The 24,969-nt window shown below is 70.8% G+C and carries 19 protein-coding genes; 12 read left to right on the top strand and 7 right to left on the bottom strand.

What is annotated here, in order from left to right:
* Positions 1 to 14: 14 nt before the first annotated feature.
* Positions 15 to 233: a hypothetical protein gene (locus QWI33_RS08910; RefSeq protein ID WP_289956909.1), complete on the top strand. Its 219-nt coding sequence runs from the start codon at positions 15 to 17 to the stop codon at positions 231 to 233.
* 75 nt (positions 234 to 308) lie between these two features.
* Here the strand turns inward: QWI33_RS08910 and QWI33_RS08905 are convergent, their stop codons facing one another.
* Together QWI33_RS08905 and QWI33_RS08900 are read right to left on the bottom strand one after the other, a co-directional pair.
* Positions 309 to 1,727 (bottom strand): cellulase family glycosylhydrolase, encoded by a 1,419-nt coding sequence (locus QWI33_RS08905; protein WP_289956908.1) that lies wholly within the window; start codon positions 1,725 to 1,727, stop codon positions 309 to 311.
* 147 nt (positions 1,728 to 1,874) lie between these two features.
* Positions 1,875 to 2,924 (bottom strand): LacI family DNA-binding transcriptional regulator, encoded by a 1,050-nt coding sequence (locus QWI33_RS08900; RefSeq protein WP_289956907.1) that lies wholly within the window; start codon positions 2,922 to 2,924, stop codon positions 1,875 to 1,877.
* A gap of 315 nt (positions 2,925 to 3,239) precedes the next feature.
* Between QWI33_RS08900 and QWI33_RS08895 the strand changes: the two genes are divergently transcribed.
* Positions 3,240 to 5,684: a glycoside hydrolase family 2 protein gene (locus QWI33_RS08895; RefSeq protein WP_289956906.1), complete on the top strand. Its 2,445-nt coding sequence runs from the start codon at positions 3,240 to 3,242 to the stop codon at positions 5,682 to 5,684.
* A gap of 47 nt (positions 5,685 to 5,731) precedes the next feature.
* Here QWI33_RS08895 and QWI33_RS08890 read toward each other — a convergent pair whose 3' ends face one another.
* Entirely contained in the window at positions 5,732 to 6,214 is a 483-nt protein-coding gene (locus QWI33_RS08890; RefSeq protein ID WP_289956905.1) for an NUDIX domain-containing protein, read from the bottom strand.
* A gap of 108 nt (positions 6,215 to 6,322) precedes the next feature.
* Here QWI33_RS08890 and QWI33_RS08885 point away from each other — a divergent pair, with 108 nt between their 5' ends.
* Complete coding sequence (locus QWI33_RS08885) at positions 6,323 to 6,991, top strand: HAD family hydrolase (protein WP_289956904.1); 669 nt, start codon at positions 6,323 to 6,325, stop codon at positions 6,989 to 6,991.
* Positions 6,978 to 7,238: a hypothetical protein gene (locus QWI33_RS08880; protein ID WP_289956903.1), complete on the top strand. Its 261-nt coding sequence runs from the start codon at positions 6,978 to 6,980 to the stop codon at positions 7,236 to 7,238. The genes QWI33_RS08885 and QWI33_RS08880 overlap by 14 nt, the downstream gene beginning before the upstream one ends.
* Here QWI33_RS08880 and QWI33_RS08875 read toward each other — a convergent pair.
* Entirely contained in the window at positions 7,232 to 9,946 is a 2,715-nt protein-coding gene (locus QWI33_RS08875; protein WP_289956902.1) for a DEAD/DEAH box helicase, read from the bottom strand. The two genes, QWI33_RS08880 and QWI33_RS08875, sit on opposite strands and share 7 nt — an antisense overlap.
* Before the next feature lie 202 nt (positions 9,947 to 10,148).
* Positions 10,149 to 11,309, bottom strand: coding sequence for a nicotinate-nucleotide--dimethylbenzimidazole phosphoribosyltransferase (locus QWI33_RS08870; protein WP_289956901.1), 1,161 nt, complete (start codon positions 11,307 to 11,309; stop codon positions 10,149 to 10,151).
* Positions 11,310 to 11,359: 50 nt separating this feature from the next.
* Here QWI33_RS08870 and dapF point away from each other — a divergent pair, with 50 nt between their 5' ends.
* Positions 11,360 to 12,142, top strand: coding sequence for a diaminopimelate epimerase (gene dapF, locus QWI33_RS08865; RefSeq protein WP_353895436.1), 783 nt, complete (start codon positions 11,360 to 11,362; stop codon positions 12,140 to 12,142).
* 335 nt (positions 12,143 to 12,477) lie between these two features.
* Here the strand turns inward: dapF and QWI33_RS08860 are convergent, their stop codons facing one another.
* Positions 12,478 to 13,866 carry an NAD-dependent malic enzyme gene (locus QWI33_RS08860; RefSeq protein WP_289956899.1) on the bottom strand — a complete coding sequence of 463 codons (1,389 nt, stop codon included), beginning with the start codon at positions 13,864 to 13,866 and terminating at the stop codon, positions 12,478 to 12,480.
* A gap of 297 nt (positions 13,867 to 14,163) precedes the next feature.
* On the opposite strand from QWI33_RS08860, the gene hflX reads away from it, so the two are divergent.
* Both hflX and QWI33_RS08850 read left to right on the top strand, forming a co-directional pair.
* Positions 14,164 to 15,564 carry a GTPase HflX gene (gene hflX, locus QWI33_RS08855; RefSeq protein ID WP_289956898.1) on the top strand — a complete coding sequence of 467 codons (1,401 nt, stop codon included), beginning with the start codon at positions 14,164 to 14,166 and terminating at the stop codon, positions 15,562 to 15,564.
* 71 nt (positions 15,565 to 15,635) lie between these two features.
* Positions 15,636 to 17,366 (top strand): hypothetical protein, encoded by a 1,731-nt coding sequence (locus QWI33_RS08850; protein WP_289956897.1) that lies wholly within the window; start codon positions 15,636 to 15,638, stop codon positions 17,364 to 17,366.
* An 82-nt stretch (positions 17,367 to 17,448) separates the two neighbouring features.
* On the opposite strand, the gene lexA is transcribed toward QWI33_RS08850, so the two are convergent.
* Complete coding sequence (lexA, locus tag QWI33_RS08845; RefSeq protein WP_270110793.1) at positions 17,449 to 18,105, bottom strand: transcriptional repressor LexA; 657 nt, start codon at positions 18,103 to 18,105, stop codon at positions 17,449 to 17,451.
* Between the two features lie 443 nt (positions 18,106 to 18,548).
* Here lexA and nrdR point away from each other — a divergent pair, with 443 nt between their 5' ends.
* The 5 genes from nrdR (at position 18,549) to QWI33_RS08820 (ending at position 24,942) form a co-directional block, all read left to right on the top strand.
* Positions 18,549 to 19,016, top strand: a complete 468-nt coding sequence (gene nrdR / locus QWI33_RS08840) for a transcriptional regulator NrdR (protein WP_289956893.1) — start codon at positions 18,549 to 18,551, stop codon at positions 19,014 to 19,016.
* Between the two features lie 73 nt (positions 19,017 to 19,089).
* Positions 19,090 to 21,909 (top strand): vitamin B12-dependent ribonucleotide reductase, encoded by a 2,820-nt coding sequence (locus QWI33_RS08835; RefSeq protein WP_289956890.1) that lies wholly within the window; start codon positions 19,090 to 19,092, stop codon positions 21,907 to 21,909.
* Positions 21,910 to 22,089: 180 nt separating this feature from the next.
* Positions 22,090 to 23,346, top strand: coding sequence for an Hsp70 family protein (locus QWI33_RS08830; RefSeq protein ID WP_289956888.1), 1,257 nt, complete (start codon positions 22,090 to 22,092; stop codon positions 23,344 to 23,346).
* An 88-nt stretch (positions 23,347 to 23,434) separates the two neighbouring features.
* Positions 23,435 to 24,016, top strand: coding sequence for a TetR/AcrR family transcriptional regulator (locus QWI33_RS08825; RefSeq protein WP_289956885.1), 582 nt, complete (start codon positions 23,435 to 23,437; stop codon positions 24,014 to 24,016).
* Positions 24,017 to 24,099: 83 nt separating this feature from the next.
* The gene (locus tag QWI33_RS08820) at positions 24,100 to 24,942 is read left to right on the top strand and encodes an alpha/beta fold hydrolase (RefSeq protein WP_289956883.1); all 843 of its coding nucleotides are present in this window, start codon (positions 24,100 to 24,102) and stop codon (positions 24,940 to 24,942) included.
* Positions 24,943 to 24,969: the final 27 nt, after the last annotated feature.

The raw sequence follows: 24,969 nt of genomic DNA, 5'->3' as shown, positions 1-24,969 counted from the left end.
AAAAGGGGAAGCGTATGACCGCCGAAGCTCCCAAGGCCCAAGAAGCCGCAGAAGAAGCAACCGAAGACACCGCCGAGGAGCCCTTGAACCGCGAGCAGCGCCGTGCGCTCGCCCGCGGCAAGAAGGCCGAGAAGACCGGCCACCAGCCCATCGGCAACAAGAAGGGCGGCGTCCGCTCGCAGATGCCGAAGGGCGGACCCGGCAAGTTCCAGCTCCCGACCAAGAACGGCTAGCACCGGACGGGAACGGGCGCACACGCGAAACGGGCGGCGGACCATCGGGTCCGCCGCCCGTTCCTCATATCCTCATCAGATCGCTTCGCAGGTCACCGTCGGCGTACCGGTGGGACTGGACGCGATGAAGCCGAACACCTCGCGGGTCTGGCCGCTCGCCACCGCGGCGTTCCAGCCCACGTCCTCCGCGGTCACGTTCGCACCCGAGGCCGTCAGGTCCGCGTTCCAGCTGCTCGTGATCCGGGTGGCCCCGGCCCACGTCCAGGTGAGCCGCCAGCCGTCCACCGCGCCCTGCGACGCCGTGACGCTCACATTCCCCTGCCAGCCCGAACCCCACGAGCTGCCCACCGTGATCTTCGCGGTGCAGTCGCCCTCGGTCGGCCCGCCGGTGGTCGGCTCCTCGGTCGGGCTCGAGGTCGGGGTGGTCGTGGTCGGGTCCGGGTCGTCGCCGAAGACGCTCGCGCGCTCGGCGGTGTTCCCGATGCCGTTCGCGCCGTTGAAGACGCCCTGGCCCCAGGCGGTCAGCTGGCTCGGGTTGAAGCTCGTGACCTGGTCGAGGTGCTCGACGCCGCTGCCGTTGCCCGAGTAGGACCACGCGAGCCAGCCGATCCCGCGCGCCTGGGCCTCGCTCTGGATGGTCTGCCACGCGACGTTCTGCCCGCCGTGGATGTTGCCGAACTCGCCGACGATGAGCGGCAGGTTCATCTGCTCGAACGCCTCGAAGTAGTCGATCACGGACTGCGCCGAGGTGTACACCTCGTACATGTGCACCGAGAACACCGTGTTCCCCTGGCTGTCCGCCGCCGCGACCTCAGGGGCCCCGTTCAGCATCCGCTTCTCCCAGTCCTGACCCCAGTTCGGCGCGTCCACGACCAGCGTGTGGTCGAACCCGGCGGCTCGCATCTGCTGGATCGCGGACTTCGTGGCGTTCAGCCAGCCCGAGGTGTTCTGGTTGCCCCACGGCTCGTTCCCGATGTTGATGAGGACGTACTCCTCCTCGCCCTCCAGGACGCTCTGGATGCTCTGCCAGTAGTCCACGGCCTGGTCGAGTGTCGCCGCCCCGGACTGCTCGCCGTAACCGGTGGTGTCGTGGACCTCGAGCACGCAGATGAGCTGCTGGGCCTTGCATTCGGCGATGATGTCCGCGACGCGGGAGGCCGAGGAGGTGCCCCAGCCGCGCTGGCCGGAGCCGAGGACGACGCGGACGGTGTTGGCGCCCAGATCGCTGATCTCGCCGTAGCTGGCGAACTCGCCCTGGTACCAGACGTCGGCGTGCGAAGTGCCGCGCATGATGAACGGGTTGCCGTTGGCGTCGATGAGCTGCGTGCCGTCGACGGAGAAGCCGCCGGACTGCTGCGCGCTCGCGGGGAGGAGCTGCCAGACGCCCGCGAAGACGACGGCGAGGGCGGTGGCAGTGGCCATGAGCCACTTGCGCATGCGGCGGCGCGACTGGCGGCGCCGCGAGGGGACGGCGTCGGGGGTGCCGGTATCCATGTCGATCCCATCTGTAGGTTCGGGCGTGAGATGAATCGGTTAATCTCACCTCAACATAGAGAACCATAAATATCGATGGGGTTCAAGACGTGCCGTCGAATTGGCCTGATTACAGGCCGGAACTGCGGTGATCGCCGCGCTGGCGGATCAGTTCTGGGCCGGGCCCGTGGAGCCGCGCGGGGAGAGCTGCGCGGGCTTGCACTGAACCGAGAAAGTTCGCGTCTCGGTGGTCTGCAGGGCGGTCTCGGTGGCGGCGCCGATGAGGGACATGAGGACCTCGGCGCACTTGGCGCCGTAGGCCGGGATGTCCCGGGTCAGCGAGGTGAGCGCCGGGTGGGTGAGGCGGCACAGCTGCGAGTCGTCCCAGGCCACGAGGGACAGCTGCTCGGGGATCTCGAGCCCGAGCTCGTGGGCGACGCCGAGGCCGGCCACCGCCATCACGTCGTTGTCGTAGACGATCGCGGTGGGGCGCTTGGCGGACGAGAGCAGCCGCCGCGTGATCTGCGCGCCCTGCTCGCCCGTGTAGTCGCTGTGGATGGTGGTGACGGACTCGAAGGCGAGGTCGGCGGCGGTGTCGTCGTAGGCCTTGTCGCGGATCGCGGTGTGCAGCAGGCCGGGGATGCCCGCGATGCGGGCGACGCGCCGGTGTCCGAGGGCGTACAGGTACTCGAGGATGTCGCGGCTGGGCTCGGCGTCGTCGTGCCAGACCGCGGGGAACCGCGCGCCCTCGATCGGGCCGCCGACGGCGACCGCGGGCAGCCCCAGGTCGGCGATGAAGTCGAGCCGCTGGTCGCTGGTGCCGACGTCGCACAGGAACACGCCGTCGACGCGGCGCTCGGCCCACCAGCGCCGGTAGACCTCCAGCTCCTCCTCGACCGTGCCCACGATCTGGAGGGTGAGGCCGAAGGACCCGGCCGAGAGGGTGGCTTCGATGCCGCTGATGAGCTCCATGAAGTAGGGCTCGATGCCGATGGTGCGCGCGGAGCGGCGCAGGGCGATGCCCACGGCCTGCGCGGAGGAGACGGAGAGGGAGCGGGCGGCGCGGTTGGGGACGAAGCCCATCTCGGCGGCGATGGCGAGGATCTTGGTGCGAGTGGTCTCCGAGACGCCGGGCCTCCCGTTGAGGGCGTAGGAGACCGCGCCCTTCGACACGCCCGCCGCGGCGGCGATGTCGGCGATGGTGACTCGCCTGGTCATCGGTGGTCCTCTCGAGTGGCACTGGGCACGGACTTGCGTCGAGCGCCGGTTTCCAGACTGTAGCGCACGATGTGAGCGAACCGGTTCAGCCGAGGGGATCGGACGGCTCAGGAAGCATGGTCTCAATTCGGCGGCGGTTCGGTCAAGGCGGCGTTCGGGCTGGGGGTTGACGCTACTTATCCGGTTAAGCGATACTGTGGCGCGGGCCTCGTGCCGCCGCCGGGCCGACGGGCGCGTCGCCGCACGAGCCGCCGCTGGCTACGCTGCCGACAGTGGTGTTCTCCACCGCTCGCTACCCAAGGCATAGGAGTCTCTTTGAGCGCCAAGCGAACCCTGCACGAAGGCTGGACCGTCACCGGCGACCCCGGGGCCCCGGTGGCCGTCGAGGCGATCCCGGCCTCGGTGCCCGGCGAAGTGGTCTCCGACCTGCTGGCCGCCGGCCTCGTCGGCGACCCGTACGTGGACGAGGCCGAGCGCGAGCTGGCCTGGGTCGGCCGCCGCGACTGGACCTACCGGACCGCCTTCACCCATGACGCAGGCGACTGGGACGGGATCGAGCTGGCCTTCGACGGGCTCGACACGGTCGCCCGGGTCAGCCTCAACGGCACCGTCGTCGGCGAGACCGCGAACATGCACCGCCGCTACCGCTTCGACGTGCGCGAGGTGATCCGCGAGGGCGCCAACGAACTCGAGGTGCACTTCACCGCGCCGTACGCGTACGCCGAGGCCCAGCGCGACCGGCTCGGCGACCGCCCGAACGCCTACCCCGAGCCCGGCAACTTCATCCGCAAGGCCGCCTGCAACTTCGGCTGGGACTGGGGCCCGAACCTCGCCGGGGCCGGGATCTGGCGGCCGGTGCGGCTGGAATGCTGGAAGACCGCGCGCATCGACGCGGTCGTGCCACGGGTCTCCCTTGAGGACGGTTCCGGCATCGTCGAACTCGATGTCCGCCTCCAGCGGGCCGCCGGCGCGGACATCGACCTCGCCTGCACCGTCGCCCGCCAGGACGGTGCAGTGGTCGCCGAAACCGCAGTGCGGGTGGCGGCCGGAGCCGGCAGTGCGACCGTGCGGCTCGAGGTCGAGAACCCTGAACTGTGGCGCCCGCTCGGCCACGGCGACCTGGAGCTGTACGACGCCAAGGTCACCGTGCGCTCCGCGGGCACCGTGCTCGACGAGTGGGAGCGCCCGATCGGGTTCCGCGCCGTCGAACTCGACACCGAGCCCGACGCGGACGGCCGCCCGTACCGCCTCGAGGTCAACGGCGAGACCGTCTGGATCAAGGGCGTCAACTGGATCCCCGACGAGGCCCTGTTCGGCCGCATCGACCCCGCCCGCATCGAACGCCGCCTGCGCCAGGCGGTCGAAGCCGGCGTCAACTACATCCGCGTGTGGGGCGGCGGGGTCTACGAGTCCGAGGACTTCTACCGGATCTGCGACCGGCTCGGCCTCCTCGTGGGCCAGGACTTCCTGTTCGCCTGCGCCGCCTACCCCGAAGAGGAACCGTTCTGGTCCGAAGTGGAGGCCGAGGCCCGCGACAACCTCGCCCGCCTCGCCCCGCACCCGAGCCTGGTGACCTGGACCGGCAACAACGAGAACCTCTGGGGCTGGCACGACTGGGACTGGCAGGGCGACCTCGGCGACCGCACCTGGGGCGCGGGCTACTACCACGACCTGCTCCCCAAACTCGTATCCGAAGTGGATGGCACCCGGCCGTACTGGCCCGGCAGCCCCTACTCCGGCACGCGCGAACTGCACCCGAACGAGCAGGCCCACGCCTCCGTCCACATCTGGGACGTGTGGAACAAGCGCGACTACGTCCACTACCGCGACTGGAAGCCCCGCTTCGTGGCCGAGTTCGGCTACCAGGCCCCGCCCACGTGGGCCACCGTGCGGCGCATGGTCCACGACGACCCGCTCACCGCCGACAGCCCCGCCATGCTGTGGCACCAGAAGGCCGAAGGCGGCCAGGACAAGCTCCAAGCCGGGCTCGACGCCCACCTGCCGCCCGTGCGCGACTTCGACGACTGGCTGTACTTCACGCAGGTCAACCAGGCCCGCGCGATGCGCCTGGGCATCGAGTACTTCCGCTCGCTCCAGCCCTACTGCTCAGGCGCGATCGTGTGGCAGCTCAACGACTGCTGGCCCGTCACCTCGTGGGCCGCGATCGACGGCGAGGAGCGGCTCAAGCCGCTCTGGTACGCGCTGCGCGACGTCTTCGCCGACCGCCTCGTGACCTTCCAGCCCGACGGCGACGGCCTGAACATGGTGGTGGTCAACGATTCCGCCGAGGTCTGGGAGGGCGTGATCGGGTTCTGGAAGTGCAACGCCGAGGGCCGCATCATCGGCCGGGCGCTCGTGCAGATGGAGATCGACCCGCGCGACACGGCCGTGCTCGAACTCGAACCCGGCGCGGTCCCACGAGACGGCGAGTTCCTCCTGACCGGCCGCGAGGAATTCCCGCGCGCGACCTGGTTCACCAAGGAGGACAAGGACATGGACTGGCCGAAGGCCCGGTTCGCCACCGAGGTCGCGCCCGTCGAGGGCGGCGTCTCGGTCACGGTGCACGCCGAGAGCGTGCTCCGGGACCTGTGCCTGTTCGCCGACCGCCTCGACCCGGACGCGGTGGTGGACAAGGCGCTCATCACCCTCGTTCCGGGCGAGCACGTGGTGTTCACCGTGCGCAGCGAGAAGATCGCCGCCTCACCCGAACTGCAGCGGGCGCTGACCGGCAAGCCGGTCCTGCGGGCGATCAACGACTGAAAGCCCCGGCGCGCGGGCAGCTTGAACCGGCCGCCCGCGCGCCGGGATCACTCTGCGCCGGCCGACAGGTAGCGGGTGGTGCCGGTCCGCTTGGCGTCGAGCGCGACCGGCATGCGGCGCCGTCCGTTCGCGGACAGGAGTCCGAGGGACGCCGCGACGGAGACGAAGCGGAACTCGTCGAGTTCGTCGCGGTCCAGGCGAATCCGGGCGGGGTCGACGGTGCCGCCGTCGAAGATGAAGACGACCAGCGGGAGCGGCCGGTCGCGGGTCGGCTGCGTCCAGTCGACCACCAGCAGCCCGCCGAGCGCCGCATCGAGGCCGATCTCCTCCTTGACCTCGCGCCGGCACGCCTGCTCAGGGGTCTCGCCCTCATCGAGCTGGCCGCCGACGAAGAGCCAGTGGTCGCGGTAGTGCGGCTTCACCACCAGCACACGGCCCTCGGCATCGGTGAACAGGGCACCGGCGGCGGCGAGAAACCTCGGACGGCCCGCGAGCCACTCGTCCGGCGGCGTCTGTTCCCTGGGCGGCATGCCTTCGACCCTATCGAGGCGGCGACCGCCATGCGACGCATAGGCGGCGCGGCCTGCGTGGCGGGAACGCGTTTGCTCGGGGGTGGTGCGGTCCGTAGCATCCTGCGCATGACGCTCCTGATGATCGACCTGGACAACACGCTCATCGACCGTGACGGGGCCTTTCGGCTCGGGGTGGCCGAGTTCTTGGCCGCCCATGGGCTTCCGGCCGCGGACGTCGACTGGGTGATGGGGGTCGACGCCTCCGGGTACGCCTCGCGATCCACTGTCGCGCAGGCGATCATCGAGCGGTACCCGATCGGGCTCGAGGAGGACGCGGTCATCGACTTCCTGCGGCGCGGGGCCCGCGAGCACGCCCGGGTCACCGAACCCACTATCGCGGCGCTGCAAGCGGTCCGCGCCGCCGGGCACCAGGTCGTGATCGTCACCAATGGGGCCGTGCCGCAGCAGACCGGCAAGGTCAAGGCCTCCGGGCTCGACCGGCTCGTCGACGCCACCGTGGTCAGCGAAGGCGTGGGATCGAGAAAACCCGAGGCGGGCATCTTTCACGCGGCGGCCGATGCCGTCGGCGCGACCCTCAACGGCGCCTGGATGATCGGCGACCGCGACGACGCCGACATCCTCGGCGCGCACCTCCTGGGCCTGCGCAGCGTCTGGCTGCACCTCGGCCGTGAATGGTCGCAGACCGGGTACACCCCGACCCACACCGCCGATTCCGCGGCCGAGGCCCTCGAACACGCCGCGAACTCACTACGCTCGACCGATGAACGAATTTGACGGACAAGTCGAAAAAGCGCTCAAGCGGGCCGAGAACGTCTCCGGCTGGCTGACGCTCCTCGCCATCGTCATGGTGGTCGCCGCCATCCTCGCCGCCGTTCTCGGCGGTTTCGGGCTGGCGCTCACCGGCGTCGCCGGAGCGGCGCTGATCTACGGCGTCGCGGTGATCATCAACCTGCTCGGCATGCAGCTCGTGATCTCCTGGGGCCAGATCCGCAAGCAGGACAACGGCACCGCTCCTCAGTGACCCCGCAGCTCGGCCAGCAGGTCGATTGCGGCCATTGACGGGTCGTCGCCGTACGCCGACGGGAAGGCCTCTTCGATCCGCCAGCCCGCCCGCCGCAGCGCCCGGTGCCGGGCGACGTGCGCGCTCGGCCCTTCCGGGTGGACCTCGGCGACCACGCCGATCGCCTCTTCGGCATCGCCCACCACCAGGTCCAGCGTCCAATGTCCGACCGGATACGCCTGGCGCACCGGCACTTCCGCGCCCTCCAGCGCGTCGGCGAGCCGCGCCGTCCACTTCCCGACCGCGTCACCGTTCCCCGGTGAACGCGGCGCCTGGTCCGCGTACCGCAGGAACTCGCCGATCAGGCCGTCCGGATCACCGACCGCGGTGACCACGTGCAGGTGCGCGCGCGCCCTCGTGACCATCACGTTGAACAGGTTCGGGCCGGCCGCGAACCGGCGGCGGCCCGCCGCGTCTCCTTCGGCCACGCCGAGAGCGACGACCACCGTCTCCGCCTCACTGCCCTGGAACGCGTGCACGGTGCCGGCCCGCATGCGGTGGCGGCGAATCGTCTCCAGGTCGAAGCGCTTGAGGATCCCCGCCTCGATCGCCTCGGCCTGCGCCCGGAACGGCGAGATCACGGCCAGGCCGGTCGCGCCCGCATCGACGAGTTCGGCGAGCAGCTCGAGCGCGCGCGACACCTCCGCCTCGACCACACCCTCCTGAGAGGACTGCGCCGCGACGCGGTGCACCGAGATGGCGTCCGACTCGTGGTTGCGCGGATGCGTGGTGATCGGTTCGACCCGGCCGTGGTAGAACTTCGCGGCCGAGAACCCGATGAGGTGCGGCACGCTGCGGTGGTGCTCGGTCAGCTCGACCACGGGCCCGGCCCCGCACGCCAGGTCGTAGGCGCTCACCTTGCCGATGTCCAACTGCCCCAGGCGATCGGCGATGCCGTGCTTCGCAAGGACGTCAGCGGTCTTCGCAGCGCTGGCGAAGGAGACGAACCGCAGCTGCCGGGGATCGCCCGCGACGACCGCGCGGCGGGCGCGCGCGAGGACCGGTGCGGCGCGGAGCTGGTTGATGTGGGAGGCCTCGTCGAGGATCACCAGGTCGAACATGCCGGCGCGGGCCGGGAGCACGTCCTCGACATCGGCCACCGTGCCGATCCACAGCGGCATGGCCCGCAGCAGGGCCGCGACGTCGACGCTCGCGAGCCGCTCCCGGCGCTGCGGGCGGCCGCCGCTGCGCAGCGCGGTGCCGAGCTCGGCCAGCGCCTTGCGCGCGGCCGCGTTGCGGCGGTCGGCGGAGCCGGTCTCGAGGTGCAGCGAACGTCCGATTGCCTGGGCCGCTTCGGCATCCGCGGTTTCGAGACTGCTCCAGAGCGGTGCGAGGCGCAGCCCTCCGGCTGCGGCGAGGCGGGCGGCGTCGCGCTGGTCGCGTGCGGCCTTGAGGGCGCGGGCGATGGCGGTGGTGGTGCCGTCGGCGCCCGCGATGCGCCGCAGGCGCTTGGCGGCGAGGCGGGCCCGCAGGCGCTGCCACCAGCCGTCGTCGCGGCGGGAGCGGGCGAGGAGGCGTTCGGCCTCGTCGAGGTCGGCGTCGCGGAGCCCGGGGAAGTCGTCGAGGAGGAACAGCGGCAGGTCCTGCACGCGTCCGCGCCGGGATTCGAGGTCGAGCCAGGTCGCGATCTCCGCTTCGACGCGGGCGGCGTACTCGGCCGCTTCGGCGGCGGCCTCCTGCTGCCGTTCGACCTCGCGGCGTTTGTGGCCCTTCGCGGTTCCGGTGCCGAGCCTGGTCAGGAACCGGTCGCGGCGCTCGGAGTCGCCGAAGTGGACGGGCAGCGGGCCGGGGTGGCGGTCGAGGAGTTCGGCGAGGACGTCGGCGGCGTGCACGGACTGGGCGGCGATGAGCACGGACTGCCCGTTCGCGATGGCGTCCAGGGCGATCGCGGCGAGGGTGTGGCTCTTGCCGCAGCCGGGCGCGCCCGCGATGACGGTGACCGGGGCGGTGCGGGCCTGGACGACGGCCGCGGTCTGCTCGCCGCTGAGCGGCAGCGGGCACTGGGGCGGGCGCGGGTCGGCCTCGGGTTCGGCGTCGACCGGGTCGTGCATCGCGGCGAATGCGGTCTGCTCGATGCCCGGCCGCTTCGCCCAGTCGCGCAGGCCGGTCGCCAGCGATGAGGGGTTGACCTCGGGGGCGATGTAGACGACGGCTCGCGGTACGACGACCAGGCGGTCGCGTTCGGATTGCGTCGGGACGCGTTGGACGGCTTCGGCGTCGAACCCGGCCGCGGCGGCGGCCTCGGCCAGCCAGGCGGTGTCGGGCTCCGGTTCCTCGGCGCCGGTGGGGCCGAAGACGGCTTCGAGTCTGAGGCCGAGCTCGGTGCCTTCGAGTCCGTTGTGGACTTCGATGTCGCCGGCGGGGACCACGAGCTGCTGGAACGGTCGCTTCGGGTCGGTCTGGAGCCTGACGGGGCGGCTGACGAGGGGGAGCTGGACGCGGCGCGTCTTGCCGTCGATCTGGGTGCGGCCCATGACGATGCCCCAGCCTTGGCGCAGCAGTCGCTCGTCGCGGTGGAGCTCGTCGTACTTGGCCAGTTCGGCGCCGTCGCGTACGGTCCCGAGGTCGCCCCAGGCGCACTGGTCGCCGAGGTGGTCGCGCTGCAGCCGCTCTTGCGTGGGCTGCGGGGCGAGGTCGGCGAGGGCGAGGAGGAGCCGGGCGGTGCTCATGCGGGCCGAGTCTACTGGCCGCTCACCCATTCCCACTGGTCACGCGGTCGAATGTCAGTCGCCGAAGGCTCGGGCCGTTGGCGGACTGTGGCGGCGAGTGCCGCCAGGTCGCCCGCGGTATAGGAGCCGGCCAGGGCGGATCGCGGCGGTGCCGCGATCGCCCGGCGGGTCGCCTCGCTGAGCGCCCGAGGGGCCGCGTGCGTCATGCCCCGGTGGGCTTCTCCTCGGCCGCTTCGGCCTCGGCCAGCTCCGTCGGGTCGGTCGCGGCTCCGGTCTCCTCGATCACCGGCGGCTCGACGATGGCCGCCTCGGGTTCGGGGATCGGCTCAGCGGCCGCGGTCTCCGGCTCCGGCTCGGGCTCGGGTTCCTCCTTGGCGGGCATCGGGAGCGCCTGCGAGATCCGCAGTCCCGTCTGGAGGAGGTCCCAGCCGAGGGGGAGTGCGGCGGCCTCGGGGAGGTCGAGTTCGAAGCCGAGGTCGTCGGCGAGGCCGCCCTGCTTGGCGAGTTTGACGACGACCGGGTGGGTGGAGCGGTTCGGCGCGTAGCACCACTTGGGGGCGGCGAGGCCGAAGTCGCGGGCGATCATCATGGCGGCCATGGCGGCCGGTCCGTCGATGAGGATCGCGGTGGAGCGGGTCGCGGCGGTGAAGATCGCCGCGGCCATCGCGCCGAGCTGGGCGCCGCCGAGGCGGGTGATGAGCGCTTCGGGGCTGCGCTTGAAGCCGCGGTTGAACGCGAGGTGGTCGCGCAGGGCGGCGATGCGGCCCATCCAGGCGGCGTCGTGGACCGCGCCGCCGGGGGCGCGCAGCTGCGGCTGGTAGGTGGTGATGTCGTCCTTGGCGATGAAGGAGCAGACGGCGACCGAGGCGGTCGCGGCGCCCGCGCCGAGCCCGGCGATGAGGAGGATGTCCGCGCCGGCGTCGATCGCGCGGTCGGCGGCCTCGCGGCCGAGCCGCAGGACCTCGTTCAGCTCGGTCTCGTCCAGGAGCGGGCCCTCGACGCCCTCGCTCGCGGGGGTGCGGACGACGGTGAAGGGGAGCCCGGCGCGGGAGGCCTGCTCGGCGAGGGGGCCTTCGCCCTGCTCCAGGGCTTCGGCCTGCTCTTCGACGGGCGCGTAGTCGCCGGCGGCCCAGCCGTCCGGGTACTCGCCCGCGAACAGGAGCATCTGGGGCGAGGTGAACGGCACGGGCGCCTCGGTGGCCTGCATGCGCGCGGCCCACCCGACGGCGGGCTGGAGGCGGCCGAGCCCGGCGCCTTCGATGAGGGCGTCCTGGAGCCGCGCGTTGGCGCGGGTGGTCCACACCCCGTTGGGGAACTTCGCTTTCAGGTCGGCGAGGGGCCCTGCATCGGTCGTCTCAGTCACGGCAGAAGCCTAGCGCGGGAGCCGTGGGGCACAATTGCCAAGTGACCACCATCGACTTCGCCAAGGGACACGGCACCGGGAACGACTTCGTGATCGTGCCGGACCTCCAGGACGCGCTGCCGCTGAAGGACGCCCAGGTGGCGCTGTTGTGCGACCGCCGGTTCGGGATCGGCGGCGACGGGCTGCTGCGCGTCGCGCCCTCGGAGGACCCGGCGGCGGCGTGGTTCATGGACTACCGGAACGCCGACGGCTCGATCGCCGAGATGTGCGGCAACGGGGTGCGCGTGTTCGTGCGGTACCTGCTGGAGCAGGGGCTCGCGGAGGGCCCGGAGGTTCCCGTGGCGACGCGGGCCGGGATCAAGACCGTGCGCGTCGAAGGCGATGAGCTGCGGGTCGACATGGGCGCGGCCGAGTTCGGCCCGACTTCGCAGGCTTCCGTGGAGGGGTTCACCTGGCCCGGGCAGTCCGTGTCGATGGGGAACCCGCACCTGGTGTGCCACCTCGGCGACGACTCGGAGCTCGAGGCGCTGGAGCTCTTCCACCAGCCGCGCTACGACGCGGGCGTGTTCCCGCAGGGCGTGAACGTGGAGTTCGTGACCGGCACGGCCCCGCATGTGCGGATGCGCGTCCACGAGCGCGGTGTGGGCGAGACGGCCTCGTGCGGCACGGGCGCGTGCGCGGTCGGCGCGGTGGCGCTGCGCCACGCGGGCCAGGCCACCGGTGTGTGCAAAGTGGATGTTCCCGGTGGGACGCTCACGATCACCGTCACCGACGAGACGCTCTACCTCACAGGCCCTGCGGTGATCGTCGCCGAAGGCACCTTCCGCATCTAGCGCCTGCGGAAACGCGTTCTGGATCTCGCGTCCGCGAACGTGAATGTGAGGCGCGTCGGCAATAGGCCATCCACAAACCCCCACCCACCCAAGAGGGGACCGAGGGCACCATCGTCGCGCGCGGGTCCGACAGAAAACCCCGGGAACCAGCGGTTCCCGGGGCGTTAATCGCGTCACATTCTCGGCGTCGACGAGCGGGCGGCGCGCCTTACCGCATCGCGTTCACGTCGCCGAGCGAGCGCCAGGCGGCGAGTGCCAGCGCATTCGCGGCGCCGAGCAGCGAGTGTCTCAGCGCAGCGCATTCGCGGCGCCGAACGAGCGCGGGGCACTGCGCCTCAGCGCATCGCCTGCTTGACCGCCGCCGCGACCGCCGGAGCCACGTTCGGGTCGAACACGCTCGGCACGATGTACGTCGCGTTCACCTTCTCCGCGCCCACGCAGTCCGCGATCGCCTTCGCCGCCGCCAGCGCCGCGTCGTCGTTCCAGTCGCGCGCCTGCGCGTCCAGCAGCCCCCGGAACACGCCCGGGAACGCCAGCACGTTGTTGATCTGGTTCGGCTGGTCCGACCGCCCGGTCGCCACGATCGCCGCGTACCGCGCCGCCTCGGTCGGGCTGATCTCCGGGTCCGGGTTCGCCAGCGCGAACACGATCGGGTCCTTCGCCATCTTCGCCACGTCGGAGCCCTTGAGGATGTTCGGCGCGCTCACCCCGATGAACACGTCCGAGCCCTCGACCGCCCCCGAGAGGTCGCCCGAGTAGTCGCCCTTGTTGAAGTGCGTGCCCAGCCACTTCCAGGTCTCGTTGTCGGTCTCCATGCCGCTGTGCAGCGCCCCGTCGCGGTCGACCGGGATGATGTCGCCGATCCCGGCCTTCTCCAGCAGCCGCATGATCGCCGTCCCGGCCGCGCCGCAGCCCACGATGGTCGCGCGCACGTCCGCGAACTCCTTGCCCACCACGCGCAGCGCGTTCGTGAGCGCCGCGAGCACCACGATCGCGGTGCCGTGCTGGTCGTCGTGGAACACCGGGATGTCGAGCCGCTCGCGCAGCCGCGCCTCGATCTCGAAGCAGCGCGGCGCGGCGATGTCCTCGAGGTTGATGCCGCCGTATGTGGGCGCGAGCGCCGCCACGATGTTCACGATCTCGTCGGTGTCCTGCGTGTCCAGGCACACCGGCCACGCGTCCACGTCGCCGAACTTCTTGAACAGCGCCGCCTTGCCCTCCATGACCGGCATCGCGGCGGCGGGCCCGATGTTGCCCAGGCCGAGCACCGCGGAGCCGTCGGTCACGACCGCGACCGTGTTGCGCTTGATGGTGAGGCGCCGTGCGTCGTCGGGGTTCTCGGCGATCGCCATGCACACGCGGGCGACGCCGGGCGTGTACGCCATCGACAGGTCGTCGCGGTTGCGCAGCGGCACTTTGGGGGTGACCTCGATCTTGCCGCCGAGGTGGACGAGGAAGGTCCGGTCGGAGACCTTCTTCACGTCGAAGTCCGGCATGGCCTCGAGGATGTTCGTGACCTGCTCGGCGTGCGCGGCGTCGGAGGTGTCGCACGTGAGGTCGACGGTCATGCGCTTGTTGTCGGAGGCGACCACGTCGAGCGCGGTGACGATCGCACCGGCCTGCCCCACGACCGTGGCGAGGCGTCCCGCCGCGCCCGGGTCGGCCGAGAGGGCCAGCCGGACCGTGATGGAGAACCCGGCGCTGGGAAGACGGGCTGCAGTCATGCCGCTCCTTAGGTGTGCACTTCGTCGTGGACGCGCCCCTCGGCGATGCTCGCTCGATGCCCGCGAACGCCGTCGAGGCTGCTCGCGGGCGGAGAATCTGCAGAGGCGGATGCCTTGAATGATGCCACTGCCGCGCGCAAGACCGCCTCAGCCCTGCGCCCGGCATCGGGCCCGCCACTTCGCACCCGTCCCCGCGGGTTTCGGGCCGTCCCTGGTGTCGCCGACTACGCTGTGCGCGATATTCGCTCGCCGCTGTCACACGCTCGTGTCAAGCTTGTGGTGATGCACGAAGAGCACATGAACTCCCAAGAAGACTTCCCGTCCAGCGCCGCCCCCTCAACGGGCGAACTGGACCTGGAAGCACGTCAAGCGCTGCGACGCGTCGCCGGCCTCGCCTCGACCGAACTCGAAGACGTCACCGACGCCGAATACCGCCGTCTGCGCCTCGAGCGCGTCGTCCTGGTCGGCGTGTGGACCGAAGGCACGATCGACGACGCCGAGAACTCCCTGGCGGAGCTCGCGCAGCTCGCCGAGACCGCCGGCTCCGAGGTCGTCGAAGGCCTCATCCAGCGCCGGTCGAAGCCGGACGCCGGCACCTTCATCGGTTCCGGCAAGGTCCGCGAGGTCAAGGAAGCCGTGGAAGCCCTCGGGGCCGACACGGTGATCGCCGACGGCGAGCTCTCCCCCGGCCAGCTGATCGCGCTCGAGAAGGCCATCAACGTCAAGGTCATCGACCGCACCGCCCTGATCCTCGACATCTTCGCCCAGCACGCGAAGAGCGCCGAGGGCAAGGCCCAGGTCGAGCTCGCGCAGCTCCAGTACCTCCTGCCGCGCCTGCGCGGCTGGGGCGACGCCATGAGCCGCCAGGGCGGCTCGAACGGCGGCGTCGGCCTCCGCGGCCCCGGTGAGACGAAGCTGGAGACCGACCGCCGGCGCATCCGCGCCAAGGTCGCCAAGCTCCGCCGCGAACTCGCGAAGCTCACCGTCACCCGCGAGACCAAGCGCGACTCCCGCACCCGCAACCGGGTGCCCGGCGTCGCCATCGCCGGCTACACCAACGCGGGCAAGTCGAGCCTGCTCAACGCCCTCACCGGCGCGGGCATCCTCGTCCAGGACGCGCTGTTCGCCACGCTCGACACCTCGACGCGGCGCTCGCGCACCGCCGAGGGCCGCGAGTACACCGTCACCGACACGGTCGGGTTCGTGCGGCACCTGCCCCACCAGCTCATCGAGGCGTTCCGCTCCACCTTGGAGGAGGTCGCCGAGGCGGACCTCATCGTCCACGTGATCGACGGTTCGCACCCCGACCCGCTCGGCCAGGCCGAAGCGGTCCGCGTGGTGCTCGCCGAGGTCGGCGCCGAAGAGGTCCCGGAACTGGTGGTCGTCAACAAGCTCGACCTGATCGCGCCCGACGACGTGCTGCAGCTGCGCTCCGACTGGCCCGACGCGGTCTTCGTCTCCGCCCACTCCGGCGAAGGCATCGACAAGCTCCGCGCCGCCATCGAGCAGGCGCTCCCGCAGCCGCACACGACCCTCACCGTCTGCATCCCGTACGTGCGAGGCGACCTCGTCTCGCGCATGCGCTCGCGCGGCGAGGTCCTCTCGACCGAGCACCGCGGCGACGGCTCGGTCATCACGGCCCGGGTGGACGACGCGCTGGCCGGTGAATTGCGAGCGTTCGTCCTGGAAACCGACTGAATCGCAGTGGTCCTGAACATGTCTCTCGGGGGGCCTGGCCGGTACACCCCGTGTTCTGGAACACTTGCCTGATGCGAGAGCGCCGTGTGGGCCGAGGGGCCCTGCCTGCGCGGATCGTCGCCGGGGCAGCCGGAGCGGCTGTCCTGGTCACGGCCGCGCCCCCCGTCTACGCCCAGGAAGAGGGCGGCGGGGAAGTGGTGTGCGAGATCCACGACCCGCGCGTCGCCGCAGCCACCGGTCTCGTGGAGGCCTCGGACGGCGACGGCTGGTGGGTCCTGCCCGATGTCGAGGGCCAGACCGACGACATCCTGACGATCCGCCGGGTCGGCTCCGACTGCGCGGTGCGCGACACCGAGGCCGGGAGCCTCGCGGTGGAGTGGCTGCCGAAGGACCCGCAGGACATCGCGATCGAACCCGACAAGGGCTTCCTGTGGATCGCCGACATCGGCGACACGGGCGACCGCGAGAGCATCTCGCTGACGCAGGTCGCGGTCGACGACGCGAGCGACTTCACGATGACCCGGTACGTCTACCCCGACGGCATGAAGGACGCCGAGGCGTACTTCCTGCTTCCCGACCGCACCCCGGTGTTCATCCCCTCCACCGAGGGCACGGCCGAACTGTACAAATCGGACGGTCCCGGCCAGGAGGAGAACACGCCGCTGGAACTCGCGGGCACCGTCACGCTCCCTGACGGCGCGGGCGCGGTGACCGGCGCGGCGCTCAACGCCGACGCTTCGAAGGTCGTGCTGCGCACCAGCGACACCGCTTACGAGTGGGACGTCGCCGACGGCGACCCGGTCGCCTCCATGACCGCCGCCGAGCCGCGGGCGACCCCGCTCGGCGAGGCCGAAGGCGGCGGCGGCACCGACATCGCGTACGACTCCGAGGGCAACTTCCTCACCATCGTGCAGACCGGCGACGACGCGTCCCCTGCGGTGATCCACCGCTTCACGCCGGCCGCGCCGGCCGCCGAGGAGCCGGCCGCGAGCGAGAACGCCGCGGGCGGCGGCGCGGAGGAGGGGCCGAGCATGGTCGACCGCATCCTCGACCTCGGTGTGGGCACCATCGTGAAGATCCTGGCCGCCATCGCGATCCTCGGCATGGCCACGATGGTCTTCGGCATCATCATCATCCGCAAGTACCGCAAGCAGAACGGCGACGACGGCGACGAGGACGACGACGCCGAGCTGGGCTTCGCCCGCGAGGAGTCGGGCTTCGGCAAGGACCGCGGCGCCGCGTTCGACGACGACCCGGTGGACCTCGGCCTCGACGCCGGTCAGCCCGACCCGGACCTCGGCCAGATCGCCCGCGGCGGCGTCTACGGCGGCGCCCGCCCGGAGCCTTCGGGGAACGTGTACGGGGCGAGTCCGGCCCGGTCGGACAACGTCTACGGGGCGAGCCCGGCCCGGCCCGAGCCGACCGGCTCGGTCTACGGCGGTTCGCGCCCGGAGCCTTCGGGGAACGTCTACGGGGCCCGCCCCGCGACGCCGCCCGCCGGGCAGGGCGCCGTGTACGGCGCCGCCGCCCGCGAGGAGCCGCAGTACGGCGCGTTCGAGCGCGGCGGTCAGGGCAGCGTCTACGACAACGCGGGCCCGGGCCAGAGCTTCGGGGCCCGTCCCGAGCCCTCAGGGAACGTGTACGGGGCCCGCCCCGCCGCACCGCCCCCTCGACAGGGGAACGCCTACGGCGCCCCGCAGGGAAGCGTCTACGGGGCCGGAAACGACGAACGGACCCCGGAGCCGGAGGACGGCTTCTGGGGCCCGCCTGAGAGCGGCACGACGTACGGCCGGGGCCGCTGAGGGCGCGCTGCGGCGCCCGGAGCAGCGCGTGATGCACTGCTCCCGAGCGCAGCGGTACCGCCGCGGCCCGCAGGCCGCGGAGCTAGATCTTCCGGAGGACGGCCACGACGCGGCCGAGGATCTCCGCCTCTGAGGCGTCGATCGGGTCGTACAGGGAGTTCGCGGGGAGCAGCCACGGCTTGCCGTTCTTGCGCTTCCAAGTCTTGACCGTGGCCTCGCCGTCGATCATGGCGGCCACGATCTCGCCGTTCAGGGCGTCGGGCTGCTGGCGCACGACCACCCAGTCGCCGTCGGTGATGGCCGCTTCGACCATCGAGTCGCCCTTGACGCGCAGGAGAAAGTGCACGCCTTCGCCGACGAACTCGGCCGGCAGGGGCATGACGTCGTAGTCGCGCTCCTCGGCCAGGATCGGCTGCCCGGCGGCGATCTCGCCGACCATCGGCACGTACCGCGGCCGGGGGTGCTGCGAGCAGGTCTGGACGCCGCCCGGGGTGGACTGGCGGACCCCGACCGCGCGCGGCCGGCCGGCCAGGCGGTTGAGGTAGCCCTTCCGTTCGAGCTGCTTCATCTGGTAGGCCACCGACGAGGCCGAGGCGAGCCCCACTTCTGCGCCGATCTCGCGGACGCTGGGCGGGTACCCCTTGTTGTTGATGAACTCCTCGATGTACTCGAGGACTTGCTGCTGCCGACGCGTGAGCTTGCGCGTTTTCGGTCGGGCTGTTGTGGTCTCGCTAGCCACAGAAGGCTCCCGTTAGACAAATGGGACGGTATGTCTGATTCCGACAATGTAACTCAGGTGCTGTGTCAAGTCAAACATTCGTGCGACACCGGCGTGTCGCCGCGCTGCTCTGAGTGTGTTTTGGCCCAGGTTCACCCGTACGGGTGAACGATAGCCCGCCGACCGCTGGTTCACTGGAGCCCGCCCCCGAACTCCGCCGTCGTCCGGCAGTGCATCTGCGCTATCCTTGACACAAGATCTTGTGGTTTGTTGTATCGTCTCTCACTAGGTGTTGGGGTTTCCGCACCTACCGAAGCGGCGAGGGGCAGACTGTCCCTCCCAGCGCGGCACCCGGCACGGCACTGGCGCGACGGAACCCCCGACAGCCTGCCGGGACGTACCGATCCACGACTTGCGGATGCCGCTGAGGCCGGCGAGACGATGGCTCAAGAAGGAGACTAGCGATGCGTTGCCCGTACTGTCGCCATCCCGACAGCCGCGTAGTCGATTCCCGCGAGGCCGAGGACGGGAAGATCATCCGCCGCCGCCGGGTCTGCCAGCAGTGCGAGAAGCGCTTCACCACCGTCGAGGAGTCCATCCTCGCCGTCGTCAAACGCAGCGGCGCGACCGAGCCGTTCAGCCGCGGGAAGGTCGCCTCCGGCGTCCTCAAGGCCTGCCAGGGCCGGCCGGTCGACGCCGACGACGTGGCGAAGCTGGCCCAGGCCGTCGAAGACGAGATCCGCTCGAAGGGCGTGGCCGAGGTGCCCGCCCACGAAGTGGGCCTGGCGATCCTCAAGCCGCTGCGCCGGCTCGACGAGGTCGCCTACCTCCGCTTCGCCAGCGTCTACCAGGACTTCGAATCCCTCGAGGACTTCGAGGCCGCCATCGCGCAGCTGCGCGAAGAGCACGCCGCCCGGGGCACCACCGCCTGACGCGGCCGCACCCCTCAGCACGAACACCCATCCGATTCCCATGACCAGGCATGAGCAGACAGGGGCGAGGAACATGCCGAAGACCACGAAAGCCACAGCGACCGCGACGAAGCCGAAGACCGAGGGACTCAAGGTCGAGCGCGTCTTCACGACGCCGGGAGTGCACCCGTACGACGAAGTCCAGTGGGAGTCCCGCGACGTCGTCATGACCAACTGGCGCGACGGCTCGATCAACTTCGAGCAGCGCGGCGTCGAGTTCCCCGAGTTCTGGAGCATCAACGCCACCCAGATCGTCACCTCGAAGTACTTCCGCGGCGCCGTCGGCACCCCGCAGCGCGAGCGCAGCCTCAAGCAGGTCATCGACCGCGTCGTGCAGGCCTACCACGCCGCCGGCGAGAAGCACGGCTACTTCGCCACCGCCGAAGACGCCCAGATCTTCGCCGACGAGCTCACCTGGCTCCTGCTCCACCAGTACTTCAGCTTCAACTCGCCCGTCTGGTTCAACGTGGGCACCGCTGCGCCGCAGCAGGTCTCGGCGTGCTTCATCCTCAGTGTCGACGACACCATGGAGTCGATCCTCGACTGGTACAAGGAAGAGGGGATGATCTTCAAGGGCGGCTCCGGCGCCGGGGTCAACCTCTCCAAGATCCGCGCCTCCGCCGAGCTGCTCTCCTCCGGCGGCAACGCCTCCGGCCCGATCAGCTTCATGCGCGGCGCCGACGCCTCCGCCGGCACCATCAAGTCCGGCGGCGCGACCCGCCGGGCCGCCAAGATGGTCATCCTCGACGTCGACCACCCCGACATCGAGGACTTCATCGAGACCAAGTCCCGCGAAGAGGACAAGATCCGCGCCCTGCGCGACGCCGGCTTCGACATGGACCTCGGCGGCGACGACATGTTCTCGGTCCAGTACCAGAACGCCAACAACTCCGTCCGCGTCACGGACGAGTTCATGGAGGCCGTCGAGCAGGGCACCGACTACGCCCTCAAGGGCCGCCTCGACGGCAAGGAGATCGCCCGCCGCGACGCCCGCGAGGTGTTCCGCAAGATGGCCCAGGCCGCCTGGGCGTGCGCCGACCCGGGCATCCAGTACGACGACATCATCAACGACTGGCACACGAACGCCAACACGGACCGGATCTACGCGTCCAACCCGTGCTCGGAGTACATGAGCCTCGACGACTCCTCGTGCAACCTCGCGAGCCTGAACCTCATGAAGTTCCTCGGCGAGGACGGCTCGTTCGACGTCGAGCGGTTCGTCAAGACCGTGGAGTTCGTCATCACCGCCATGGAGATCTCGATCTCCTTCGCGGACTTCCCGACCGAGAAGATCGGGCAGACCACCCGCGACTTCCGCCAGCTCGGCATCGGCTACTCGAACCTTGGCGCGCTGCTCATGGCCTCGGGCCACGCCTACGACTCCGAGGACGGCCGGGCGCTCGCCGCCGCCATCACCTCGCTGATGACCGGCGTCTCCTACCGTCGCTCCGCCGAGCTCGCCGGGGTCGTCGGCCCTTACGCGGGCTACGCGCTCAACGCCGAGCCGCACCAGCGGGTCATGCACAAGCACGCCGCCGCCGCGGACGAGGTCCGCACGTTCGGCGACGTGGACGCCACCGTCCTGGACGCCGCGAAGGCCGAGTGGGCCAAGGGCAACGAGATCGGCGCCGTCAACGGCTGGCGCAACGCGCAGGCCTCGGTCCTCGCGCCGACCGGCACCATCTCGTTCATGATGGACTGCGACACCACGGGCATCGAGCCCGACCTGGCGCTCGTCAAGCACAAGAAGCTCGTCGGCGGCGGCTCCATGGAGATCGTCAACCAGACCGTGCCCCGCGCGCTCGCCAACCTCGGCTACACCGAGGAGCAGCGCGAGGCGATCGTCGCCTACATCGCCGAGCACGGCTACGTGGTCGACGCCCCGCACCTGGCCGAGGAGCACTACTCCGTCTTCGACTGCGCCATGGGCGAGCGGTCCATCTCGCCGATGGGCCACGTCCACATGATGGCCGCCGTGCAGCCGTTCCTGAGCGGGTCGGTCTCCAAGACCGTCAACCTGCCCGAGACGGCCACCGTCGAGGACATCGAAGAGGTCTACTTCCAGGGCTGGAAGCTCGGCCTCAAGGCCCTCGCGGTCTACCGCGACAACTGCAAGGTCGGCCAGCCGCTCTCCGCGAAGAAGAAGGAGATCGACAAGGCCGTCGAGGAAGCGGTGGAGAAGGTCGTCGAGACGGTCGCCGCCCACGGGCCGGTCCGCCGCAAGCTGCCGAAGAAGCGCCCGTCCCAGACGATCTCGTTCAGCGTGGGCGGGGCCGAGGGGTACATGACCTCCTCGTCCTACCCGGACGACGGCCTCGGCGAGGTCTTCCTCAAGATGTCGAAGCAGGGCTCGACCCTCGCCGGCGTCATGGACGCGCTGTCGGTGTCGATCTCGATCGCGCTGCAGTACGGCGTGCCGCTCGAGAAGTACGTCGAGAAGTTCACCAACATGCGCTTCGAGCCCGCCGGCATGACCGACGACCCGGACATCCGCATGGCCTCCTCGCTGGTGGACTACATCTTCCGGCGCCTGGCGCTGGACTACCTGCCGTACGAGGACCGCGCGGCGCTCGGCATCCTGACGACCGCCGAGCGCACCGCCGAGGTCAACGGCGAGGACCCCTCCAAGGTCCACGAGGTCGACTTCGAGGAGCTGCGCGCCTCGGCGCCGATCGAAGAGGCCGTCACCGAGCGGGTGCAGATCGAGACGAAGAAGTCCCGCCAGGACATCCTCAACTCGGCCCAGGCCCGCAGCGCCGACGCGCCGCTGTGCATGAACTGCGGCACGAAGATGCGCCCGGCCGGCTCCTGCTACGCCTGCGAAGGCTGCGGCGCCACGAGCGGCTGCAGCTAAGGGTCATTGCAGCGAAGCGGGGCCGGGAGTTCGACTCCCGGCCCCGCTTCGCCGTCCTCCGCCGGAGCGCGACCGCGCGCTCGGGCGAGCGCCGATATTTTCGATTGCGCAGCGTAAGTGCCTCAAAACAGATCAAGACGGGTCGAAGTCGTTCGATACGACGGTCCTAGACTCGGCGCTATGCAGAACGTCCCCCCGGCCGCATCGGTCCGGATCGACCCCGGGGCCGCCGCGGCAAGTCTCAGCAGTTCGACCGGAGCACCCCTCGCCTCCGGCGCCGCCTTCGCGGTCTACCGCCTCGGCCGTTCCTCGTTCCACGCCGCCGTCGTCCGCCGCATCGAGAGCAGTTTCGTCGTCGTCGCCGAGCGCACCGAGCCGATCGGCGGCGCCGAGTTCGACGGCCTGATCCTGGCCTACCTCTCGGGCCGCCACCCCGACGCCGGCGTCCGCCTCTGGTCCCGCATCGCCGACCCGGCCGAACCGGCCGACCGGCAGCTGCGCGCCCTGCTGCTGGAGAAGATCACGCAGGCGCGCGAGCAGTTGTCCAAGCAGGACTTCACCGTCATCACGCTGCCCGCGGCGGACATCAAGATGCCGCTGACGCGCGAGGAGTTCGAATCGCGCGTCGAGGAGCTGGTCGGGACCACCGCCGACGTCATGGAGGAGACCCTCGCCGAGGCGGGCGTGCACCCCGCCGAGCTCGCGGGCCTGCTCATGGCGGGCGGCGCGGCCCGCACGCCGCTCGCGGCCGTGACACTGCGCCGCCGACTCGGCCTCGAACCGGTGCTCGCCGCCCCGAACGCGAAGGTCCTCGCCGCCGAGGCCGCGCCCGTGGCGACCCGCGAGCTGCCGTTCGTCGATGAGCAGGAGCCCCCGAAGCGCCGCCGCGGCCAGGGCCGCGCGGTCGTGGTGGCCGCCGCGCTGCTGGTCGTCGTGGGCGCCGGCGCCGCGTTCGGGTCCCAGCTCGGGGACGGCGACACCGCTGAAGACGATGTCGCCGCCGATGAGAGCGATGCCGCCGCAACGACTTCCGAGTCGAGTACGACCGCCTCCCCTGAGGCGAGCGAGACGCCGTCAGCGGAGGCCAGCCCGAGCCCGTCGGAGTCGCCGACTCCAGGGGGCGCCGTGCAGGATCCCCAGAGCCAGGGCGCGGAGGAGGACCCGACCGAGGAGTCCCAGCCGACGACCGAGCGCGCGCCGACCGGCTCCGTGCCGGACGTGATGGGCCTGTCGACCGCCGAGGCCGCCCAGGCCGTCGAGGAGGCGGGCTTCGCGGGCGTGGCGCAGTCGGGGGAGGAGCGCGGCGTCTTCGACTGGTCGCACGAGGACTGCGAGATCATCGGGCAGTCGCCCGAGCCCGGTACGACGCAGGCGCTGTCCGAGCAGGTCGCGGTGACGTTCTCGTATTCCGGCGAGGCGAGCGAGTGCGACGTCTAAGGAGCGTTCGAGCAGCCCGCCGGGACTGCTCGAACACCCCCTAGCGCTCGCCGTAGAATTTCCAGCACGATCGTGCTATTTTTAGGTCGTGCGCAAAGGCGAGATGACGAGGCAGTCGATCCTCGACGAAGCGGTCCGGATGGCCCGCTACTCGGGGCTCTCCGGGCTGACCATCGGCTCGCTGGCCGCGGCGGCGGACATGTCGAAATCGGGCCTGTACGCCCACTTCAAGTCGAAGGAGGCGCTCCAGCTGGCCTGTATGGAGCGCAACGGCGAGCAGTTCATCGACGAGGTGATCCGGCCCGCGCTCGCGAAGCCGCGGGGGATCACCCGCCTGCAGGCCATCGTCGAGTACTGGATGCAGTGGTACTCGCATCCGGGCGGCTGCCTGTTCCTGGCGGCCGCGGCGGAGTTCGACGACCTGCCGGGGCCGCTGCACGACTTCATGGCCTCGGAGCAGCGCGAACTGCTCGAGTCCCTCGCCCGGATCGCCGCCACGGCGGTCGCCCAGGGCGAGTTCCCCGAAGACACCGACGTCTTCCAGGTGGCACAGGAGGTGTTCGGCATCCTGTTGTCCTACAACTGGATGAGCCGCATCCTGTCCTATCCTGACGCCGCCGACCGCGCGTGGACGGCGTTCAACCGACTGATCGACAGTCTCCAGAGTTAACCAGGAAGGCCCGACTCATGGCGTCCACTGCCCCGACCCCCGTGGTGAAAAAGAAAAGCACGACCGTTCGTGCTCCTTGGTACGTGCGCTCCGGTTTCGCCGCCGCCGAGCGCGTCGCTCCCGCGCGGGCCGCGAAGGTCCTGTGCGAGCTGTGGTTCCGGCTCCCCGCCGGCCCGGAGAAGCGCCTGCGCGGCGAGGCCCCCGCCGGTGCGCACGTGTTCGAGCTCGAATGCCTCGGCACCAACCTGTGGGGCTACGACTGGGGCGAGGGCCCCCTCGTCTACCTCGCGCACGGCTGGGGCGGCTCCACCGGCGACTTCAAGTTCATCGCGGCGAACCTGGTGGCCTCCGGCTTCCGCGTCGTCGCCTTCGACGCGCCGAGCCACGGCAACGCCGGGGCCGGGCCGTGGGGCGACCGGCACGCGAACGGCCTGCACCTCATCGAGGCCATGAACGTGGTCCTGGAGAAGTTCGGCACGCCCTACGGCGTCGTGGCCCACTCGATGGGCGCGCTCAGCTCGGTGCACGGGCTGCTCCAGAGCGGCGTCGACACCGCCGCGGTGCGGTTCGCGATGCTCGCGCCGTTCATCGGCGGCCAGGAGGGCTTCCACGACACCATCGGCGCGATCGTGCCCGTCGGCCCCCGCATCTTCGAGCGGCTCGTACCGCTCGGTGAGGCCAAGTCGGGCGTGAAGCTCGACGACTTCTCGCTGCGCGGCGTCGAACTCGACGCCCCGGTGCTCATCGTGCACGACCAGGGCGACCGGCCCAACCCGTTCCGCCACGGCAAGGCCCTCGCGGACGCGTGGCCGAACGCCGAGCTCATGGCGACCACGGGCCTGGGCCACCGCAAGGTCCTGATGAACCCGGCGGTCAGCTCCCGGGTGAGGAACTTCTTGAAGGGGCGCAGCCCCAAGGGGGAGTAGGCGACACGAAGAAGGCCGGGTCCATCG

The organism is Glycomyces tritici, assembly GCF_030403505.1.
The sequence above is the reverse complement of the archived record's forward strand: the minus strand, read 5'-3'. Positions and strand labels throughout refer to the sequence as shown.

Bases quoted from the DNA above. Each gene is read 5' to 3' on its own strand.
- QWI33_RS08910 (WP_289956909.1), top strand. From the start codon at position 15: ATGACCGCCGAAGCTCCCAAGGCCCAAGAAGCCGCAGAAGAAGCAACC.
- QWI33_RS08905 (WP_289956908.1), bottom strand. From the start codon at position 1,727: ATGGATACCGGCACCCCCGACGCCGTCCCCTCGCGGCGCCGCCAGTCG.
- QWI33_RS08900 (WP_289956907.1), bottom strand. From the start codon at position 2,924: ATGACCAGGCGAGTCACCATCGCCGACATCGCCGCCGCGGCGGGCGTG.
- QWI33_RS08890 (WP_289956905.1), bottom strand. From the start codon at position 6,214: ATGCCGCCCAGGGAACAGACGCCGCCGGACGAGTGGCTCGCGGGCCGT.
- QWI33_RS08885 (WP_289956904.1), top strand. From the start codon at position 6,323: ATGACGCTCCTGATGATCGACCTGGACAACACGCTCATCGACCGTGAC.
- QWI33_RS08880 (WP_289956903.1), top strand. From the start codon at position 6,978: ATGAACGAATTTGACGGACAAGTCGAAAAAGCGCTCAAGCGGGCCGAG.
- QWI33_RS08875 (WP_289956902.1), bottom strand. From the start codon at position 9,946: ATGAGCACCGCCCGGCTCCTCCTCGCCCTCGCCGACCTCGCCCCGCAG.
- QWI33_RS08860 (WP_289956899.1), bottom strand. From the start codon at position 13,866: ATGACTGCAGCCCGTCTTCCCAGCGCCGGGTTCTCCATCACGGTCCGG.
- hflX (WP_289956898.1), top strand. From the start codon at position 14,164: ATGAACTCCCAAGAAGACTTCCCGTCCAGCGCCGCCCCCTCAACGGGC.
- QWI33_RS08850 (WP_289956897.1), top strand. From the start codon at position 15,636: ATGCGAGAGCGCCGTGTGGGCCGAGGGGCCCTGCCTGCGCGGATCGTC.
- nrdR (WP_289956893.1), top strand. From the start codon at position 18,549: ATGCGTTGCCCGTACTGTCGCCATCCCGACAGCCGCGTAGTCGATTCC.
- QWI33_RS08835 (WP_289956890.1), top strand. From the start codon at position 19,090: ATGCCGAAGACCACGAAAGCCACAGCGACCGCGACGAAGCCGAAGACC.
- QWI33_RS08830 (WP_289956888.1), top strand. From the start codon at position 22,090: ATGCAGAACGTCCCCCCGGCCGCATCGGTCCGGATCGACCCCGGGGCC.